We start from the raw sequence: 22584 nt of genomic DNA, 5'->3' as shown, positions 1-22584 counted from the left end.
CGATCAGTACCAACCGACCAGATTGATGAACCACCCCTTGTGGTCGTAATCGAAGTCGGTCAGGTCGTCGCTGAACTCGGTGAAGTTGTAGCCGGTACCGACGCGCAGGTTCTTGCCCAGATCGCGATCGACGCCGAGCAGCACGCCCTGGCGGTCGCCGCCGTCCTTCACGCCCAGCCAGCGGTATTCGCCCAGCGCGTGCCACTTGTCGGCGAATGCGTAACGGGCCTGGCCCGCCGCGAACGTCGCGCCGGAATCCGCCCATTGCCCGGCGAGACGGCCGAAGCGCACTTCGCCCTCGCGCCGCAGCAGCTTGCCGGCGAATTCCCAACGCGTGTTCGGCGAATAGATGCCTTCCAGCGAAAGCACCTGGCTGCGCTGGTCGTAGAACGCGACGTTGTCGCCGATCTGCGGCAGTGAAGAGACGTCGTACAGGTACGTGTACTTGCCCAGCAGCGCCCACTTGCCCGAATCGAACGGACGCCATGCGAAACCGAAGTTGCCTTCGATGAATTTCGCACCGGCTTCGGTCAGCAGATCGTCGGTGGTCTTCGAGTAGTTGAAGCGCGCCGCGACCCGGAAGCTCTCGTTGATCTTGTGCGTGAACTGGTTGGTGGTCACCCACTGGTCGCGCTGTTCCGCGCCGGTGTCCTGACGCCATTCCAGTTTGCTCTGCCACTGGGTGTCGTTGGAGGTGCGGCCGGCGCTGACGCTCACCGCTTCGCGGTCGACGTTGCCGATGGCCTTGTCGAGGTTCGCCTGCTGCAGCGTGAAGCCGAGGGTCCAACCCACGCCCGGATAGAAATCCATGCCGAAGGTGTGGGCCAGGCCGGATTCGTTCGGCGCCTTGAGGAACTGGCTTTCGTTGAACAGGTTCACCTGGTCCGACAGGCGCCAGCGCTGGCCCAGCGTCCAGCCGGAATTCTGGCGGTCGTTGAACAGCGGGTCGTAGTCGCTGCGGTCGGTCGAATAGGTGTAGCCGCCGTACAGGGTGTGCTCGGGGCTGATCCGGTATTCGCCGTTGATCTGCGCGGCATCGCCGCGATCGCCGCTGGTGACTTCCGCACCGATGCTGGACAGATCGCCGAACAGGTACTTGCCGCCGAGGGTCAGCGCGTCGTTGCTGACGTATTGGCCGTTGTCGTCGTCGACGGTGAATTGCGCGGTGCCGTAGACATCGAGACTGCTGCCGAAGCGGTGCTTGTACTGCAGCGCGGCGAGCGTGCCGACGACATCGCCGGACACCCGCTCTTCATCGACCCGACGCAGTTCCGCCGCGACGCTGTCGTGGTCGTTGATCCGCCACTCGCCGGTCACCTGGGTCTGGGTGAGCGCTTCGGCGCCGCGTTCGGCGCGGGTGTAACGGCCGTGCACGTTGACGTTGGGCGCGAACTGTCCCAGCACTTCGGCGCCGTGTTCCCGGATGTCCGCACCGGTATCGAAACGTCCGACCGAGTAGCCGGCGTCGACGTTGCGCCACCAGGCGCCGGCCGACCAGTCCAGTCCGGTCCAGCCGAGTTCCTTGAAGTTGGCGCGGGCTTCGACCGAACGCGCATCGCCTTCACGCACGCCGAGCGCGGCATTGGTCTCGGTGAAGCTCAGACCGCCGTTGTCGGAGAAGAAGATCGGCGCGCTGGTCGCACGCGTGTGGCTCTGTTCGACCTTCAGATACGTGCCGCGACCGGCCTGCAGGGTCAGATCGAGTCCCTGAAGCCTGTAATCGTCGCCCGCGCGGTTTTCGTCGACCCACGTGCCGCCCACCGCGACGTGGTCGCCGAACCAGTGCTTGCCGCGGAAGCCGGCGGTGAAGGCATCGGCGTCGAACCCGCTGGGGATGTATTCGTAATCGATCAGCAGGATCTGCGCGAAGCCGTCGAGCGGGGTGTCGCGGGTCAGCGTGGGGATGTTCTCGCGGGTGATCTGCGAGAGCGGACGGGTCAGCAGCACGCGGCCCTGGAACTCGTCGATCTCGTAATCGGCGCCGCGCGCCAGGTCGATCCGGCGCTCGACGCGGCCGGTGGTTTCGTCGCGCACTTCCAGCACGATGCGATCCGAACCGGGCATCACGTCGGTGTGCTTGAGGTAGTACAGGCTGCCGCCGGTGCCGAGGAATTCGCTGTGGCCGGGCGCGGTCTGCGCTTCGGAACCGAACACCTTCAGCTCGCTGCCCGGCTCGCCGAGCGCGGTCGCCTGGCGCGAACGCCACGACAGCGCGCCGCCGTAGAGCGATCGCGAGTACTGGCCGTATTCGTTGCCGGTGATGCCGGTGTTGAAGTTGCCCCACACCGCCTGGCTCTTGTCCCAGTCGACGCGGACGTACAGGCGACCCTGGGTGTCGACGTCGCGATAGGTCGTGGAGTCGTCGCCGTAGACCGGATAGTAGGCATCCGGATCGAGGCGGCGGAACACGTCCTGCGGATCGGCGTTCCAGAAACCGTCGAACAGATCGGAGACTTCGCGCTCTTCGGTATCGGCCTGGGCGGTGATCAGGTATTTGCCCTTGACCTTGCCCTTCAGATAGAACGCGAGGCGACCTTCGATCAGGAAACTGTCGTCGTAGCGGTCGTCGCCGGCCAGCGGCTCGATCGAACCGGAGGCACTGCTGCCGGACACGGTGAGGTCGGCGATGGCCACCGCGAACATGTATTTGCCGCTGACGTCGATATCGAGATTGCGCGACAGCGTTTCCTGGTTCGGGCCGCGCAGCTCGAGGGCGAAACCGTGGCGACCGACCGGGACCAGGTATTCCGCGACCAGCTTGCGCTGCAGATCGATCGGATGGCTCTGGCCGTTGATGCGGACGCTGTAGCCTTCGGGCAGGTCGCGGCCCTGGATGCGGATGCGCGAGCCGTAGATCGGGATGTTCTGCTGACGCAGCGAGTTCTCGCCGAAGATGCCTTCGACCAGGCTGCGCTGTTCGGCTTCCTCGGTGCTCAGCGCGAGGCCGCTGCGACGTTCCACCGACTGGCGCAGGGTCTGGTTGCCGCGCTCGACTTCCTCGGGCGTGACCAGCTGCAGGCGGCGCGGATAGGTTTCGTCGAAGTTGCCGTCGGCACCGTAGGCGCGCACGAGGTACAGCAGTTCGTCGCCGGCGCGGGCTTCGAAGCCCGCCGGCAGCGTGCCGTCCCATGAGGCGTCGCTCACCGCGCCCAGCGGCAGATCGACCTTGGCCAGCGGCGTCACCAGATCGGTGTCGCTGGCGCGGTAGACCAGCACTTCGGCGCGCTGGATGAAGGCCGAGTAGTTGCTGAAGGCGTAGAAGCGCACCGGCTTGGTGATCCGGCCGCCGTCGAAGGCGACCAGCGACGGCGCGGACACGTTGAACTGCGGCTGGCCGAGATTGGGATCTTCGGTGGCCCAGATCACGCCGCCGCCCGGCACGTCTGTCGACCATTTGCCGATCGCCTGCACCTTGCCGGGCTGCTCGGTTTCGATCGTGACCCGGCGGTCCGGCTGCAGGGTCGGCGAACTGTCGATGTCGGTGGTGTTGCGCGTTTCCGGCTGATGCTCGCCGCGGGTACGGACCCGCAGCAGCAGGCCGTCCTGCGAGGTGCAGTCGTTACCGCTGCAGTCGACCTGCGCCGCTGCATTGGGCGACGGGTCCTTCGCAGCCTCGGCGTTTTGCGAAGAGGCGGACTGGGCCGACGCCATCTGCGCCATACCGGCCAGCAGGCTGATCAAGGTGTAGTCGAGGAGTTTCATCTTCATCGTCATCGCCCCTTATTGACCACGAATGCCGACAGGGGCGGTCGGGTTGTCGCTGAAATCCACGCGCAGCTTGCTGCGCACCTCGGGGCTGAGCTTCGCAGCGATCGCCTCGTACACCGCTTTCGCACGACGCATGCCCAGCGCGACGTTGTATTCCGCCGAGCCGCGCTTGTCGGCATGGCCGATGATGCCGACCACGCCACCTCGCAATCGCTCGATATCCGCCGCAACCTTGGCGATGACCGGCTCGAACTCGGGCTTGATCGCCGACTGGTCGGTATCGAACAGCACCATGCCCAGCACCGGCGACTCGCCCAGCGACACCAGCGTGCTGTCGGGATCGGCCAGGTCGCTGCGCAGGCTGATCTTCACCGCCTGCGCCTCGTCCTTGCTCAACATGCCCAGCAGCGCTGTCTGCACCGCCTTGGCGCGATCGTAGGCGAGCGACTGGGTTTCGCCATTGGCGGCCAGCACCACTTCACCGTTGCCGTGGCTGCGCACCTGCTCGGCGATCTTTTCGATCACCGGCAGGTATTCCTCGCGGAGCTTGGCGCTTTCGGCGTGGAAGACGATTTCGCCCAGCTCCATCTCGACCGTCTGCGCGCCGCCTTCCAGCATCGCCACCGGCATCTTCACGCCGAAGTCGAAGCGGGTCGGGACGCCCGGGGTCACGCGCTTCACCAGCGGATTGTCGGTGGTCAGCGTGCTGCCCGGCGGCAGCGTGGCCGGATCGACCTTGAGGATGAAGTTGCGACCGCGTTCGCGACCGCCGTCCACACCCGTCAGGTGATAACGACCGTACTGGTCGGTTTCCATCAGCAGACCTTCCACCGAGGCGATACGCACGCCCGGGATGCCGCGCTCATCGATGCCGGCGTTGGCGATCACGTAGTCGACGACATAGCCGTCGGCCACCTGGCTGACGCGGCGTTCCACCGTCGGCTCGGCGGCGTTGAGGCCCTTGGCCGCATCGCCGGCCTTGTCGACCGAGGTCTTGCCGTCGGCGCTCATGCGCACCGTGACGCCCTGCGCGGTGGTCAGCGCGAAGTCGTCGGTGAAGCGCAGCTCGCGCAGCGTCTGGCGGATGACCACCGTGTGCTTGGCGATGGGATCGGCCTCGGACTGGCGCGCGGTGATGTCGCCCACGTCGATGCCGTGGAGCATCGGCGAGCTGGCATCGGGCTCCGGCGTCGGGCCGGCGCCGCGATCGACCGTGGTCGAATTCGGCACGTAGGCCTCCGGCGCGAAGCCGCCCTGGACGCGGACGCCGCTGAGGCCGGCCGTATCCTGCCAACGGTCGCCGTCGCGGTCGCTGAAGACCGTACCGACGATCAGCGACTCGTCCATCAGCGGATCGGACGTCATCTGCACGTTCGCGGTGGCGACGTTGGACACCACCTCACCGTTGTCCTCGACATACGCGCTGTTGGTGTGGACGCCCGGACGGACACCCGCGCCGACGCGCAGCAGGTAGGTGATGGTGGCGCTGCCTTCGCCCGCGATGTCGAGCTGGTCGACCCGGATCGGGTAGGTCCCGACCAGACGACCGGCGTTGTCGGCATCGACCACCGCCAGCGAACCTTCGACGTAGGTGAAGCCCGCAGGCGGGGTGTCGATCAGCGTGCCATCGACCATCGGCGTGATGCTGGTGTTCTGCATCGTCAGCGTGTAGCGGACCAGATCGCCGACCTTCACGTCGCGCGGATTGGCGGTCTTGATGATGCGGATCGCCGCCGGCTCGCCGTTGACGTTGACCACGGCCGTACTGGTCGAGGTCACCGTCTGGGTCGAGGTCGACGAGGTCGCCGTGGCCGTGACCACGTTCTCGAGCGTGCCGCCCGCCGCCGCTTCGGCCACGGTCACCGTGTGCGTGTAGCTCGCACAGGTGGCGGTGGCGCCCGGGGCCAGCGTGGTCGGCGCGCAGTTCAGCGTGGTCGAGGCGCCGCCTTCGAAGCTGTCGTTCACCACCAGACTGCTCAGCGTCACGTTGCCGCTGTTGCGGACGGTGACGTTGTAGGTGATGACATCGCCCGGATCGGCAAGACCCGGCAGACCGCCGTCGGTGGTCAGCGTGGCCGTCTTCACTGCGGTGATCGCCGGGGTCTGCACGATCGTCGTGGTGGTGCTGTCCGGCGGAGACACCGTGGTGCCGCCGCGCGGCAGCGTACCGGTCGCGGTCGCGGTGTTGACCACCGTGCCCGCATCCACGTCCGCCTGGGTGATGGTGTGCGAACCCGTGCACGTGGTGGTCGCGCCCGGCGCCAGCGTGGTGGTCGGGCAGACCGCCGCCGCGCTGAGCTGCGCGTCGTTGATCGTCAGGCCCGTCACCGTCACGTTGCCGGTATTGGTCACCACGAAGCTGTACGGGATCGTGCCGCCGGCCGAGTTCGCGGTCGGGGTGCCGGCGATCTTGTCGATCGTCAGGCCCGGCTGCGCGGACACGACCACGGTCGCGATCGCGGTGTCGCAGTTGGTCGGGTTCAGCACTTCGCAGATCGTGTACGGATACTGATACGTGCCCGCTTCCGTATTCGGTCCCACCGTGATGGTGCCGTCCGGATTCATCACGATGCTGCCGCTGCCCGGCGTCGGCGCGGTGCCGGGCGTCAGGGTCACATCGGCCGGGTTCACCGCCACGCCGTTGAGCGTGTCGTTGACCAGCACCGAAGCGGTCGAGCCGCCGCCCACGCCGTTGACCGGCGGGAAGGCGTCGTCCACCGCATCGATCGGCGCGGCGTCCACCGTCACCGTGATCGTTGCCGAATCGCAGTTGGTCGGGTTCAGGTTCTCGCAGATCCTGTAGACGATCGTGTAGGTGCCCGCCGGCGTTCCGGCCGGCACGCTCACGTTGCCGGTCTGCGGATCGAGCACCGGCACCGGGCCGCCGTTGATCGGCGTCGCCGGCGTCGTCACCGAGCCGGTGATGTCGGCCACGTTCACCGGAACACCGTTGAGGGTGTCGTTGGTGTACGCATTGCCGGCATTCGGGTTGCCCGTCGCACCGTTGGCCGGACCGAAGCTGTCGTCGATCGCATCGATCGGCGCCGCACCCACCGTGACCGTCACGGTCGCGGTGTCGCAGTTGTTCGGGTTCAGGATTTCGCAGATCCGGTACACCAGCGTGTAGGTGCCCGCCGGAGTGCCCGGGGCCACCGTCACAGCACCCGTCGCCGGGTTCAGCGTCACGTTCGGATTGGTTGTCGAGACCTGCGTCAGCGTCACCGTCGCCAGGGTCACCGGCACGCCATTGAGCGTGTCGTTGACCAGGACGTTCGGCACCGCCACGCCGCCGTTCGCGCCGTTGGCCACCGTGCCGCTGTCGTCGACCGCGTCGATCACCGCCGCGCTGACGACGATCGTGGCCGTCGCCGTGTCGCAGTTCGTCGGGTTCAGCACTTCGCAGATCGTGTACGGATACGTGTACGTGCCTGCGGTCGTGCCCGGCGCGATCGTGATCGTGCCGTCCGGGTTCATCGTGATCGAACCCGCTGCCGGTGTCGGCGCTGCGCCCGGAGTCAGGGTGCTGTTGCCACCCGCGCCCACCGTCACCGCACCACCGTTCAACGTGTCGTTGACCAGCACGCTCGGCGTATTGCCGCCGCTCGCACCGACCACCGGACCGAGGTTGTCGTCCACCGCGTCGATCACCGCCGCACCCACCGTGACCGTCACGGTCGCGGTGTCGCAGTTGTTCGGGTTCAGGATTTCGCAGATCCGGTACACCAGCGTGTAGGTGCCCGCCGGAGTGCCCGGGGCCACCGTCACAGCACCCGTCGCCGGGTTCAGCGTCACGTTCGGATTGGTTGTCGAGACCTGCGTCAGCGTCACCGTCGCCAGGGTCACCGGCACGCCATTGAGCGTGTCGTTGACCAGGACGTTCGGCACCGCCACGCCGCCGTTCGCGCCGTTGGCCACCGTGCCGCTGTCGTCGACCGCGTCGATCACCGCCGCGCTGACGACGATCGTGGCCGTCGCCGTGTCGCAGTTCGTCGGGTTCAGCACTTCGCAGATCGTGTACGGATACGTGTACGTGCCTGCGGTCGTGCCCGGCGCGATCGTGATCGTGCCGTCCGGGTTCATCGTGATCGAACCCGCTGCCGGTGTCGGCGCTGCGCCCGGAGTCAGGGTGCTGTTGCCACCCGCGCCCACCGTCACCGCACCACCGTTCAACGTGTCGTTGACCAGCACGCTCGGCGTATTGCCGCCGCTCGCACCGACCACCGGACCGAGGTTGTCGTCCACCGCGTCGATCACCGCCGCACCCACCGTGACCGTCACGGTCGCGGTGTCGCAGTTGTTCGGGTTCAGGATTTCGCAGATCCGGTACACCAGCGTGTAGGTGCCCGCCGGAGTGCCCGGGGCCACCGTCACCGCACCCGTCGCCGGGTTCAGCGTCACGTTCGGATTGGTTGTCGAGACCTGCGTCAGCGTCACCGTCGCCAGGGTCACCGGCACGCCATTGAGCGTGTCGTTGACCAGGACGTTCGGCACCGCCACGCCGCCGTTCGCGCCGTTGGCCACCGTGCCGCTGTCGTCGACCGCGTCGATCACCGCCGCACTGACGACGATCGTGGCCGTCGCCGTGTCGCAGTTCGTCGGGTTCAGCACTTCGCAGATCGTGTACGGATACGTGTACGTGCCTGCGGTCGTGCCCGGCGCGATCGTGATCGTGCCGTCCGGGTTCATCGTGATCGAACCCGCTGCCGGCGTCGGCGCCGCGCCCGGAGTCAGGGTGCTGTTGCCACCCGCGCCCACCGTCACCGCACCACCGTTCAACGTGTCGTTGACCAGCACGCTCGGCGTGTTGCCGCCGCTCGCGCCGACCACCGGACCGAGGTTGTCGTCCACCGCGTCGATCACTGCGGCGCTGACCACCACTGTCGCGGTCGCCGTGTCGCAGTTCGTCGGGTTCAACACTTCGCAGATCGTGTACGGATACGTGTACACGCCCGCCGTCGTACCCGCCGCCACCGTGATCGTGCCGTCCGCGTTCATCGTGATGCTGCCGGCCGTCGGCGCAGGCGCCGCTCCGGGGGTCAGCGTCACGTTGCCGCCAGCGCCCACCGTCACCGGATTGCCGTTGAGGGTGTCGTTGACCAGCACGCTCGGCGTCGATCCACCGCTCGCGCCGTTCACCGGCGTCGCGCTGTAGTCGTCGTCGACCGCATCGATCACCGCCGCGCCCACCGTCACCGTCACCGTCGCGGTGTCGCAGTTCGTCGGGTTCAGCTGTTCGCAGATCTGATAGACCAGCGTGTAGGTGCCCGCAGGCGTACCCGGCGCCACCGTCACCGCACCCGTCGCCGGGTTCAAGGTCACGTTCGGGTTGGTCGTGCTCACCTGCGTGATCACCACCGTCGCCAGCGTCGCAGGCACGCCGTTGAGCGTGTCGTTGACCAGCACGTTCGCCACCGCCGTTCCGCCGGTCGCACCGTTCGCCACCGTGCCGGTGTCGTCCACCGCGTCGATCACCGCCGCGCCCACCGTCACCGTCGCGATCGCAACGTCGCAGTTCGTCGGGTTCAGCGTCTCGCAGATCTCATACGTCACGTCGTACGTGCCCGCAGGCGTACCCGGCGCCACGCTCACCGCACCCGTCGCCGGGTTCAGCGTCACGCCAGGATTGGTCGTCGCCAGCTGCGTGATCGTCACCGTCGCCAGCGTCGCAGGAGCGCCGTTGAGCGTGTCGTTGACCAGCACGTTCGGGATGCCCACGCCGCCCACCGCACCGTTCGCCACCGTGCCGGTGTCGTCCACTGCATCGATCACCGCCGCACTGACGACGATCGTTGCCGTCGCCGTGTCGCAGTTCGTCGGGTTCAGCACTTCGCAGATCGTGTACGGATACGTGTACACGCCCGCCGTCGTACCCGCCGCCACCGTGATCGTGCCGTCCGCGTTCATCGTGATGCTGCCGGCCGTCGGCGCAGGCGCCGCTCCGGGGGTCAGCGTCACGTTGCCGCCAGCGCCCACCGTCACCGGATTGCCGTTGAGGGTGTCGTTGACCAGCACGCTCGGCGTGCTGCCACCGCTCGCGCCGTTCACCGGCGTCGCGCTGTAGTCGTCGTCGACCGCATCGATCACCGCCGCGCCCACTGTCACCGTCACCGTCGCGGTGTCGCAGTTCGTCGGGTTCAGCTGTTCGCAGATCTGATAGACCAGCGTGTAGGTGCCCGCAGGCGTACCCGGCGCCACCGTCACCGCACCCGTCGCCGGGTTCAAGGTCACGTTCGGGTTGGTCGTGCTCACCTGCGTGATCACCACCGTCGCCAGCGTCGCAGGCACGCCGTTGAGCGTGTCGTTGACCAGCACGTTCGCCACCGCCGTTCCGCCGGTCGCACCGTTCGCCACCGTGCCGGTGTCGTCCACCGCGTCGATCACCGCCGCGCCCACCGTCACCGTCGCGATCGCAACGTCGCAGTTCGTCGGGTTCAGCGTCTCGCAGATCTCATACGTCACGTCGTACGTGCCCGCAGGCGTACCCGGCGCCACGCTCACCGCACCCGTCGCCGGGTTCAGCGTCACGCCAGGATTGGTCGTCGCCAGCTGCGTGATCGTCACCGTCGCCAGCGTCGCAGGAGCGCCGTTGAGCGTGTCGTTGACCAGCACGTTCGGGATGCCCACGCCGCCCACCGCACCGTTCGCCACCGTGCCGGTGTCGTCGACCGCATCGATCACCGCCGCACTGACGACGATCGTTGCCGTCGCCGTGTCGCAGTTCGTCGGGTTCAGCACTTCGCAGATCGTGTACGGATACGTGTACACGCCCGCCGTCGTACCCGCCGCCACCGTGATCGTGCCGTCCGCGTTCATCGTGATGCTGCCGGCCGTCGGCGCAGGCGCCGCTCCGGGGGTCAGCGTCACGTTGCCGCCAGCGCCCACCGTCACCGGATTGCCGTTGAGGGTGTCGTTGACCAGCACGCTCGGCGTGCTGCCACCGCTCGCGCCGTTCACCGGCGTCGCGCTGTAGTCGTCGTCGACCGCATCGATCACCGCCGCGCCCACCGTCACCGTCACCGTCGCGGTGTCGCAGTTCGTCGGGTTCAGCTGTTCGCAGATCTGATAGACCAGCGTGTAGGTGCCCGCAGGCGTACCCGGCGCCACCGTCACCGCACCCGTCGCCGGGTTCAAGGTCACGTTCGGGTTGGTCGTGCTCACCTGCGTGATCACCACCGTCGCCAGCGTCGCAGGCACGCCGTTGAGCGTGTCGTTGACCAGCACGTTCGCCACCGCCGTTCCGCCGGTCGCACCGTTCGCCACCGTGCCGGTGTCGTCCACCGCGTCGATCACCGCCGCGCCCACCGTCACCGTCGCGATCGCAACGTCGCAGTTCGTCGGGTTCAGCGTCTCGCAGATCTCATACGTCACGTCGTACGTGCCCGCAGGCGTACCCGGCGCCACGCTCACCGCACCCGTCGCCGGGTTCAGCGTCACGCCAGGATTGGTCGTCGCCAGCTGCGTGATCGTCACCGTCGCCAGCGTCGCAGGAGCGCCGTTGAGCGTGTCGTTGACCAGCACGTTCGGGATGCCCACGCCGCCCACCGCACCGTTCGCCACCGTGCCGGTGTCGTCCACCGCATCGATCACCGCCGCACTGACGACGATCGTTGCCGTCGCCGTGTCGCAGTTCGTCGGGTTCAGCACTTCGCAGATCGTGTACGGATACGTGTACACGCCCGCCGTCGTACCCGCCGCCACCGTGATCGTGCCGTCCGCGTTCATCGTGATGCTGCCGGCCGTCGGCGCAGGCGCCGCTCCGGGGGTCAGCGTCACGTTGCCGCCAGCGCCCACCGTCACCGGATTGCCGTTGAGGGTGTCGTTGACCAGCACGCTCGGCGTGCTGCCACCGCTCGCGCCGTTCACCGGCGTCGCGCTGTAGTCGTCGTCGACCGCATCGATCACCGCCGCGCCCACCGTCACCGTCACCGTCGCGGTGTCGCAGTTCGTCGGGTTCAGCTGTTCGCAGATCTGATAGACCAGCGTGTAGGTGCCCGCAGGCGTACCCGGCGCCACCGTCACCGCACCCGTCGCCGGGTTCAAGGTCACGTTCGGGTTGGTCGTGCTCACCTGCGTGATCACCACCGTCGCCAGCGTCGCAGGCACGCCGTTGAGCGTGTCGTTGACCAGCACGTTCGCCACCGCCGTTCCGCCGGTCGCACCGTTCGCCACCGTGCCGGTGTCGTCCACCGCGTCGATCACCGCCGCGCCCACCGTCACCGTCGCGATCGCAACGTCGCAGTTCGTCGGGTTCAGCGTCTCGCAGATCTCATACGTCACGTCGTACGTGCCCGCAGGCGTACCCGGCGCCACGCTCACCGCACCCGTCGCCGGGTTCAGCGTCACGCCAGGATTGGTCGTCGCCAGCTGCGTGATCGTCACCGTCGCCAGCGTCGCAGGAGCGCCGTTGAGCGTGTCGTTGACCAGCACGTTCGGGATGCCCACGCCGCCCACCGCACCGTTCGCCACCGTGCCGGTGTCGTCGACCGCATCGATCACCGCCGCACTGACGACGATCGTTGCCGTCGCCGTGTCGCAGTTCGTCGGGTTCAGCACTTCGCAGATCGTGTACGGATACGTGTACACGCCCGCCGTCGTACCCGCCGCCACCGTGATCGTGCCGTCCGCGTTCATCGTGATGCTGCCGGCCGTCGGCGCAGGCGCCGCTCCGGGGGTCAGCGTCACGTTGCCGCCAGCGCCCACCGTCACCGGATTGCCGTTGAGGGTGTCGTTGACCAGCACGCTCGGCGTGCTGCCACCGCTCGCGCCGTTCACCGGCGTCGCGCTGTAGTCGTCGTCGACCGCATCGATCACCGCCGCGCCCACCGTCACCGTCACCGTCGCGGTGTCGCAGTTCGTCGGGTTCAGCTGTTCGCAGATCTGATAGACCAGCGTGTAGGTGCCCGCAGGCGTACCCGGCGCCACCGTCACCGCACCCGTCGCCGGGTTCAAGGTCACGTTCGGGTTGGTCGTGCTCACCTGCGTGATCACCACCGTCGCCAGCGTCGCAGGCACGCCGTTGAGCGTGTCGTTGACCAGCACGTTCGCCACCGCCGTTCCGCCGGTCGCACCGTTCGCCACCGTGCCGGTGTCGTCCACCGCGTCGATCACCGCCGCGCCCACCGTCACCGTCGCGATCGCAACGTCGCAGTTCGTCGGGTTCAGCGTCTCGCAGATCTCATACGTCACGTCGTACGTGCCCGCAGGCGTACCCGGCGCCACGCTCACCGCACCCGTCGCCGGGTTCAGCGTCACGCCAGGATTGGTCGTCGCCAGCTGCGTGATCGTCACCGTCGCCAGCGTCGCAGGAGCGCCGTTGAGCGTGTCGTTGACCAGCACGTTCGGGATGCCCACGCCGCCCACCGCACCGTTCGCCACCGTGCCGGTGTCGTCCACTGCATCGATCACCGCCGCACTGACGACGATCGTTGCCGTCGCCGTGTCGCAGTTCGTCGGGTTCAGCACTTCGCAGATCGTGTACGGATACGTGTACACGCCCGCCGTCGTACCCGCCGCCACCGTGATCGTGCCGTCCGCGTTCATCGTGATGCTGCCGGCCGTCGGCGCAGGCGCCGCTCCGGGGGTCAGCGTCACGTTGCCGCCAGCGCCCACCGTCACCGGATTGCCGTTGAGGGTGTCGTTGACCAGCACGCTCGGCGTGCTGCCAACGCTGGCGCCGTTCACCGGCGTCGCGCTGTAGTCGTCGTCGACCGCATCGATCACCGCCGCGCCCACCGTCACCGTCACCGTCGCGGTGTCGCAGTTCGTCGGGTTCAGCTGTTCGCAGATCTGATAGACCAGCGTGTAGGTGCCCGCAGGCGTACCCGGCGCCACCGTCACCGCACCCGTCGCCGGGTTCAAGGTCACGTTCGGGTTGGTCGTGCTCACCTGCGTGATCACCACCGTCGCCAGCGTCGCAGGCACGCCGTTGAGCGTGTCGTTGACCAGCACGTTCGCCACCGCCGTTCCGCCGGTCGCACCGTTCGCCACCGTGCCGGTGTCGTCCACCGCGTCGATCACCGCCGCGCCCACCGTCACCGTCGCGATCGCAACGTCGCAGTTCGTCGGGTTCAGCGTCTCGCAGATCTCATACGTCACGTCGTACGTGCCCGCAGGCGTACCCGGCGCCACGCTCACCGCACCCGTCGCCGGGTTCAGCGTCACGCCAGGATTGGTCGTCGCCAGCTGCGTGATCGTCACCGTCGCCAGCGTCGCAGGAGCGCCGTTGAGCGTGTCGTTGACCAGCACGTTCGGGATGCCCACGCCGCCCACCGCACCGTTCGCCACCGTGCCGGTGTCGTCCACTGCATCGATCACCGCCGCACTGACGACGATCGTTGCCGTCGCCGTGTCGCAGTTCGTCGGGTTCAGCACTTCGCAGATCGTGTACGGATACGTGTACACGCCCGCCGTCGTACCCGCCGCCACCGTGATCGTGCCGTCCGCGTTCATCGTGATGCTGCCGGCCGTCGGCGCAGGCGCCGCTCCGGGGGTCAGCGTCACGTTGCCGCCAGCGCCCACCGTCACCGGATTGCCGTTGAGGGTGTCGTTGACCAGCACGCTCGGCGTGCTGCCACCGCTCGCGCCGTTCACCGGCGTTGCGCTGTAGTCGTCGTCGACCGCATCGATCACCGCCGCGCCCACCGTCACCGTCACCGTCGCGGTGTCGCAGTTCGTCGGGTTCAGCTGTTCGCAGATCTGATAGACCAGCGTGTACGTGCCCGCAGGCGTACCCGGCGCCACCGTCACCGCACCCGTCGCCGGGTTCAAGGTCACGTTCGGGTTGGTCGTGCTCACCTGCGTGATCACCACCGTCGCCAGCGTCGCAGGCACACCGTTGAGCGTGTCGTTGACCAGCACGTTCGCCACCGCCGTTCCGCCGGTCGCGCCATTCGGCACCGTGCCGGTGTCGTCCACTGCGTCGATCACCGCCGCGCCCACCGTCACCGTCGCAATCGCAACGTCGCAGTTCGTCGGGTTCAGCGTCTCGCAGATCTCATACGTCACGTCGTACGTGCCCGCAGGCGTACCCGGCGCCACGCTCACCGCACCCGTCGCCGGGTTCAGCGTCACGCCAGGATTGGTCGTCGCCAGCTGCGTGATCGTCACCGTCGCCAGCGTCGCAGGAGCACCGTTCAACGTGTCGTTGACCAGCACGTTCGGGATGCCCACGCCGCCGACCGCACCGTTCGCCACCGTGCCGGTGTCGTCCACCGCATCGATCACCGCCGCACTGACGACGATCGTGGCCGTCGCCGTGTCGCAGTTCGTCGGGTTCAGCACTTCGCAGATCGTGTACGGATACGTGTACACGCCCGCCGTCGTACCCGCCGCCACCGTGATCGTGCCGTCCGCGTTCATCGTGATGCTGCCGGCCGTCGGCGCAGGCGCCGCTCCGGGGGTCAGCGTCACGTTGCCGCCAGCGCCCACCGTCACCGGGTTGCCGTTCAATGTGTCGTTGACCAGCACGCTCGGCGTGCTGCCACCGCTCGCGCCGTTCACCGGCGTTGCGCTGTAGTCGTCGTCGACCGCATCGATCGCCAAGCTGGTGATGGGCGTCGTGACTGTGCTGGTGCAATGCGCCGCCGCCGGACAGGTCGGATCGCCGCCGCCGCTGACTGTCGCGGTGTTCACCGCAGGCGACGCAGCCGCTGCGGTCGGGGTGATCGGGATCACGAAGCTGGTGGTCGCGTTCACAGCCAAGCCCGCCGCGATCGTGCAGGTCACCGTCTGGCCCGATGCGGTGCAGCCCGCCGGCAAGGTGCCGATGGTCAGACCTGTCGGAATCGTGTCGGTGATCGTCGAGACCGCTGTCGTCGCCGCGCTACCCGTGTTCTGCACGCTCAACGTGTAGCTCGCGGGCACACCGACCGTGAACGAAGCGGCCGAAGCCGTCTTCGTCAACGTCAGCTGCGGAGCACTCACCGGCGTCGTCGTCGTGCTGGTGCAATGCGCCGCCGCCGGACAGGTCGGATCGCCGCCGCCAGTCACCGTGGCGGTGTTCACCGCAGGCGACGCCGCCGCTGCGGTCGGGGTGATCGGAATGATGAAGCTCGTGGTCGCGCTCACCGCCAGGCCGGCCGGAATCGTGCAGGTCACGGTCTGGCCCGCTGCGGTGCAGCCCGCCGGCAACGTGCCGATGGTCAGACCGGTCGGAATCGTATCGGTGATCGTGCTCACCGCCGTCGTCGCTGCAGTACCGGTGTTCTGCACGCTCAGCGTGTAACTCGCGGGCACGCCAACGGTGAACGATGCGGCGCTCGCCGTCTTCGTCAGCGTCAACACCGGTGCGTTGACCGGCGTCGTTGTCGTGCTGGTGCAATGCGCTGCCGCCGGACAGGTCGGATCGCCGCCGCCAGTCACCGTCGCGGTGTTCACCGCCGGGCTCGCCGCTGCTGCGGTCGGAGTCACCGGGATCACGAAGCTCGTGGTCGCATTGATCGCCAGGCCCGCCGCGATCGTGCAGGTCACCGTCTGACCGGCTGCGGTACAACCCGCCGGCAGCGTGCCGATGGTCAGACCCGCAGGAATCGTGTCGGTGATCGTCGAGACTGCCGTCGTCGCTGCAGTGCCCGTGTTCTGGACCGACAGCGTGTAGCTCGCAGGCACGCCAACGGTGAACGATGCGGCGCTCGCCGTCTTCGTCAGCGTCAACACCGGTGCGTTGACCGGCGTCGTTGTCGTGCTGGTGCAATGCGCTGCCGCCGGACAGGTCGGATCGCCGCCGCCAGTCACCGTCGCGGTGTTCACCGCCGGGCTCGCCGCTGCTGCGGTCGGAGTCACCGGGATCACGAAGCTCGTGGTCGCATTGATCGCCAGGCCCGCCGCGATCGTGCAGGTCACCGTCTGACCGGCTGCGGTACAACCCGCCGGCAGCGTGCCGATGGTCAGACCCGCAGGAATCGTGTCGGTGATCGTCGAGACTGCCGTCGTCGCTGCAGTGCCCGTGTTCTGGACCGACAGCGTGTAGCTCGCAGGCACGCCGACCGTGAAGCTCGCCGCGCTCGCCGTCTTCGTCAGCGTCAACACCGGTGCGTTGACCGGCGTCGTCGTCGTGCTGGTGCAATGCGCCGCCGCCGGACAGGTCGGATCGCCGCCGCCGGTCACCGTCGCGGTGTTCACCGCCGGGCTCGCGGCTGCTGCGGTCGGAGTGACCGGGATGACAAAACTGGTGGTCGCGTTCACGGCCAAACCCGCCGCGATCGTGCAGGTCACTGTCTGGCCCGCTGCCGTGCAGCCCGCCGGCAACGTGCCGATGGTCAGACCGGTCGGAATCGTATCGGTGATCGTCGAGACTGCCGTCGTCGCTGCAGTGCCCGTGTTCTGGACCGACAGCGTGTAGCTCGCCGGCACGCCGACCGTGAACGATGCGGCCGAAGCCGTCTTCGTCAACGTCAGCTGCGGAGCACTCACCGGCGTCGTCGTCGTGCTGGTGCAGTGTGCCGCCGCCGGACAGGTCGGATCGCCGCCGCCGGTCACCGTGGCGGTGTTCACCGCAGGCGACGCCGCCGCTGCGGTCGGGGTGATCGGAATGATGAAGCTTGAAGTGGCACTCACGGCCAAGCCGGCCGGAATCGTGCAGGTCACCGTCTGACCGGCTGCGGTACAACCCGCCGGCAGCGTGCCGATGGTCAGGCCGGTCGGAATCGTATCGGTGATCGTGCTCACCGCCGTCGTCGCTGCAGTACCGGTGTTCTGCACGCTCAGCGTGTAACTCGCGGGCACGCCAACGGTGAACGATGCGGCGCTCGCCGTCTTCGTCAGCGTCAATACCGGTGCGTTGACCGGGGTCGTTGTCGTGCTGGTGCAATGCGCTGCCGCCGGGCAGGTCGGATCGCCGCCGCCAGTCACCGTGGCGGTGTTCACCGCAGGCGAAGCTGCCGCTGCGGTCGGTGTCACCGGGATCACGAAGCTCGTGGTCGCGTTCACAGCCAGGCCCGCCGCGATCGTGCAGGTCACCGTCTGTCCGGCTGCGGTACAACCCGCCGGCAGCGTGCCGATGGTCAGACCGGTCGGAATCGTATCGGTGATCGTCGAGACTGCCGTCGTCGCTGCGGTGCCGGTGTTCTGGACCGACAGCGTGTAGCTCGCAGGCACGCCGACCGTGAAGCTCGCCGCGCTCGCCGTCTTCGTCAGCGTCAACACCGGTGCGTTGACCGGCGTCGTCGTCGTGCTGGTGCAATGCGCCGCCGCCGGACAGGTCGGATCGCCGCCGCCGGTCACCGTCGCGGTGTTCACCGCAGGCGAAGCTGCCGCTGCGGTCGGGGTGATCGGAATGATGAAGCTTGAAGTGGCACTCACGGCCAAGCCGGCCGGAATCGTGCAGGTCACGGTCTGGCCCGCTGCGGTACAACCCGCCGGCAGCGTGCCGATGGTCAGGCCGGTCGGAATCGTATCGGTGATCGTGCTCACCGCCGTCGTCGCTGCAGTACCGGTGTTCTGCACGCTCAGCGTGTAACTCGCGGGCACGCCAACGGTGAACGATGCCGCGCTCGCCGTCTTCGTCAGCGTCAATACCGGTGCGTTGACCGGGGTCGTTGTCGTGCTGGTGCAATGCGCTGCCGCCGGGCAGGTCGGATCGCCGCCGCCAGTCACCGTGGCGGTGTTCACCGCAGGCGAAGCTGCCGCTGCGGTCGGTGTCACCGGGATCACGAAGCTCGTGGTCGCGTTCACAGCCAGGCCCGCCGCGATCGTGCAGGTCACCGTCTGACCGGCTGCGGTACAACCCGCCGGCAGCGTGCCGATGGTCAGACCGGTCGGAATCGTATCGGTGATCGTGCTCACCGCCGTCGTCGCTGCAGTACCGGTGTTCTGCACGCTCAGCGTGTAACTCGCGGGCACGCCAACGGTGAACGATGCGGCGCTCGCCGTCTTCGTCAGCGTCAACACCGGTGCGTTGACCGGCGTCGTTGTCGTGCTGGTGCAATGCGCTGCCGCCGGGCAGGTCGGATCGCCGCCGCCAGTCACCGTGGCGGTGTTCACCGCAGGCGACGCCGCCGCTGCGGTCGGGGTGATCGGAATGATGAAGCTTGAAGTGGCACTCACGGCCAAGCCGGCCGGAATCGTGCAGGTCACCGTCTGACCGGCTGCGGTACAACCCGCCGGCAGCGTGCCGATGGTCAGACCGGTCGGAATCGTATCGGTGATCGTGCTCACCGCCGTCGTCGCTGCAGTACCGGTGTTCTGCACGCTCAGCGTGTAACTCGCGGGCACGCCAACGGTGAACGATGCGGCGCTCGCCGTCTTCGTCAGCGTCAACACCGGTGCGTTGACCGGGGTCGTCGTCGTGCTGTTGCAATGCGCCGCCGCCGGACAGGTCGGATCGCCGCCGCCGGTCACCGTCGCGGTGTTCACCGCAGGCGAAGCTGCCGCTGCGGTCGGGGTCACCGGGATCACGAAGCTCGTGGTCGCATTGATCGCCAGGCCCGCCGCGATCGTGCAGGTCACCGTCTGACCGGCTGCGGTACAACCCGCCGGCAGCGTGCCGATGGTCAGACCCGCAGGAATCGTGTCGGTGATCGTCGAGACTGCCGTCGTCGCTGCGGTGCCCGTGTTCTGGACCGACAGCGTGTAGCTCGCCGGCACGCCGACCGTGAACGATGCGGCCGAAGCCGTCTTCGTCAGTGTGAGCACAGGACGGTTTACGGGCGTCGTCGTCGTGCTGGTGCAGTGCGCTGCCGCCGGGCAGGTCGGATCGCCACCGCCGGTCACCGTCGCGGTGTTCACCGCCGGGCTCGCCGCTGCTGCGGTCGGAGTCACCGGAATCACGAAGCTCGTGGTCGCGTTCACGGCCAAACCGGCCGCGATCGTGCAGGTCACCGTCTGGCCTGCAGCCGTGCAACCCGCCGGCAAGGTGCCGATGGTCAGACCCGCAGGAATCGTGTCGGTAATCGTGCTCACCGCCGTCGTTGCTGCGGTGCCGGTGTTCTGGACCGACAGCGTGTAGCTCGCAGGCACGCCGACCGTGAAGCTCGCCGCGCTCGCCGTCTTCGTCAGCGTCAACACCGGTGCGTTCACCGGCGTCGTCGTCGTGCTGGTGCAATGCGCCGCCGCCGGACAGGTCGGATCGCCACCGCCAGTGACGGTTGCGGTGTTCACCGCAGGCGAAGCTGCCGCTGCCGTCGGCGTGATCGGAATGATGAAGCTGGTGGTCGCACTTACCGCCAGACCGGCCGGAATCGTGCAGGTCACCGTCTGGCCCGCAGCCGTGCAGCCCGCCGGCAACGTGCCGATGGTCAGACCGGTCGGAATCGTATCGGTGATCGTCGAGACTGCCGTCGTCGCTGCGGTGCCCGTGTTCTGCACGCTCAGCGTGTAACTCGCGGGCACGCCAACGGTGAACGATGCGGCGCTCGCCGTCTTCGTCAGCGTCAACACCGGTGCGTTGACCGGGGTCGTTGTCGTGCTGGTGCAATGCGCTGCCGCCGGGCAGGTCGGATCGCCGCCGCCGGTCACCGTCGCGGTGTTCACCGCCGGGCTCGCCGCTGCTGCGGTCGGAGTCACCGGAATCACGAAGCTCGTGGTCGCGTTCACGGCCAAACCGGCCGCGATCGTGCAGGTCACCGTCTGACCGGCTGCGGTACAACCCGCCGGCAGCGTGCCGATGGTCAGACCCGCAGGAATCGTGTCGGTGATCGTCGAGACTGCCGTCGTCGCCACTCCGCCGGTGTTCTGCACGCTCAGCGTGTAGCTCGCCGGCACGCCGACGACGAAGCTCGCAGCGCTCGCTGTTTTCGTCAATGTCAGCAGTGGTGGTTGCGGCGGCGAATTGACGCACACGGCGTTATCGGTGACGGCGCCATTTTCCTGGCCGGCCGGCAACGACACCGCGTTGTAGAGACCACTTCCTGGCGTGGGCGTCGCCGCACAGACGGTGGGTGGGGCGCTGCTTGTGAATACGTAAGTGACAGTGACGTTGAACGTATGTGTCACCCCGGCGCCGATCGTGTTGCCCGCAGGTGCAAGCGTGTATGCACCACCGCCCGCCTGCGAACCGGCCGGAGGCGCGCCTGCGCCGCTCGTGGTCCAGACAATGCCGGTTGGTGTGGTGGCCGCCGGGAAGACCGGCGAGTCAGTCAGCGCACCATATGTGCCCGCAGCAGCACCGCTGTTGGTGACGGTGACGGTGTAGGTCACGCTGTAAATGCCGCCCACCGAAGGCCCAGTCGCCGTGCCGGCCGTCTTGGCGATATTGATGTTCGGGCGGTTCACGGGCGTCGTCGTGGTGCTGGTGCAATGCGCCGCCGCCGGGCAGGTCGGATCGCCGCCACCGGTCACCATCGCGGTGTTCACCGCCGGGCTCGCCGCTGCTGCGGTCGGAGTCACCGGGATCACGAAGCTCGTGGTCGCATTGATCGCCAGGCCCGCCGCGATCGTGCAGGTCACCGTCTGACCCGCTGCGGTGCAGCCCGCCGGCAACGTGCCGATGGTCAGCCCCGCAGGAATCGTATCGGTGATCGTCGAGACCGCCGTCGTCGCTGCGGTGCCGGTGTTCTGCACGCTCAGCGTGTAGCTCGCCGGGACGCCCACGGTGAACGATGCGGCGCTCGCCGTCTTCGTCAGTGTGAGCACAGGACGGTTTACGGGCGTCGTCGTCGTGCTGGTGCAATGCGCTGCCGCCGGACAGGTCGGATCACCGCCACCGGTCACCGTCGCGGTGTTCACCGCAGGCGAAGCTGCCGCTGCGGTCGGAGTGACCGGAATGACAAAACTGGTGGTCGCGTTCACTGCCAAACCGGCCGCGATCGTGCAGGTCACCGTCTGACCTGCGGCCGTGCAGCCCGCCGGCAAGGTGCCGATGGTCAGACCCGCAGGAATCGTATCGGTGATCGTCGAGACAGCCGTCGTCGCTGCGGTGCCGGTGTTCTGCACGCTCAGCGTGTAGCTCGCCGGCACGCCCACGGTGAACGATGCGGCCGAAGCCGTCTTCGTCAGTGTGAGCACAGGACGGTTGACAGGCGTGGTCACGCTGCCTGTGTTGCCGCCGGCGCATGTGACCGGGGCGCCCGAACAATCGGGGTCGCTGACGCCTGTCGGCGGAATGACGGTGGCGGTGTTGGTGATGCTGGCGGCAGCCGCCGCGCCCACCGTACATGCGATGGTCAGGGTGGCGGTGCCGCCCGACGGAATGGCGACGCCTGTCCACGTGCCGGTACCGGTCGCGCCGGAGGCGATGGTGCCGACGTTGAAGGTGCCCGTGGACGGCGTGAAGCTGCAGCCGGTCAGGCCGGCGGGCAGGGATTCGAGGATGGAGAGGGTATCGGCGACGGCAATGGCGCTCGGGCCGGCATTGCCGAGTGTGAGGGTGTAGGTCAGGAGTTGACCCACGACGACCGGGCTCGGGCTCGCGGTCTTGGTCAGGCTCAGATTGGCGGTGCGGGTGATCGCATCGCTGTCGGTCGCGGAGTTGTTCGCGTTGTTGGGGTCGGTGACCGTGGCCGGAGGCGTGATCGTGGCGCTGTTGACCGCGTTCTGCGACCAGGCGACAGGACTCGCGACGAACGCGATACCGAAAACGATAGTCGCGACGATCGAACGACGCGTTTTATCGGCAATGCAAGTCAAATTGGCTAGCACTGAAACTTCCCCTTGGACCCGACCGCCCCGACGCGACCGCTGCCCGTATCCCGGTGACGCAGCCCCGAATCCCCCCGGTGCCGCGGATGAGTTTTTTTGAATATTTATCTAATTACGATCAAAGACCACTTGCGGATGCGACAAAACCCGTCGCCGGACCAGTCTCCTGGTCCGAGGGCGGGTGGAATCCACAACACCGGAGGCAGCAAGCAAGTTCCACGCCAAGGTGCCGATTTTTCAGCAAGAAAACGCCTATGCCCCTGATTCAGCAAGCAATTGCAAGTACCGAAAAATCCATGATTC

General features: G+C 67.7%; 2 protein-coding genes. Both read right to left on the bottom strand.

Features of this window, described 5'->3' with window-relative positions; all coding sequences use genetic code 11:
* Positions 1-3: 3 nt before the first annotated feature.
* On the bottom strand, positions 4-3702 hold the full coding sequence (locus HOP03_08605; protein ID NOT88231.1) for a hypothetical protein: 3699 nt from the start codon (positions 3700-3702) through the stop codon (positions 4-6).
* Between the two features lie 18 nt (positions 3703-3720).
* Positions 3721-22269, bottom strand: a complete 18549-nt coding sequence (locus tag HOP03_08600; protein NOT88230.1) for a DUF11 domain-containing protein — start codon at positions 22267-22269, stop codon at positions 3721-3723.
* Positions 22270-22584: the final 315 nt, after the last annotated feature.

This window comes from Lysobacter sp., assembly GCA_013141175.1.
Taxonomy (GTDB): domain Bacteria; phylum Pseudomonadota; class Gammaproteobacteria; order Xanthomonadales; family Xanthomonadaceae; genus Lysobacter_I.
This window is presented reverse-complemented; position numbering and strand designations above follow the sequence as displayed.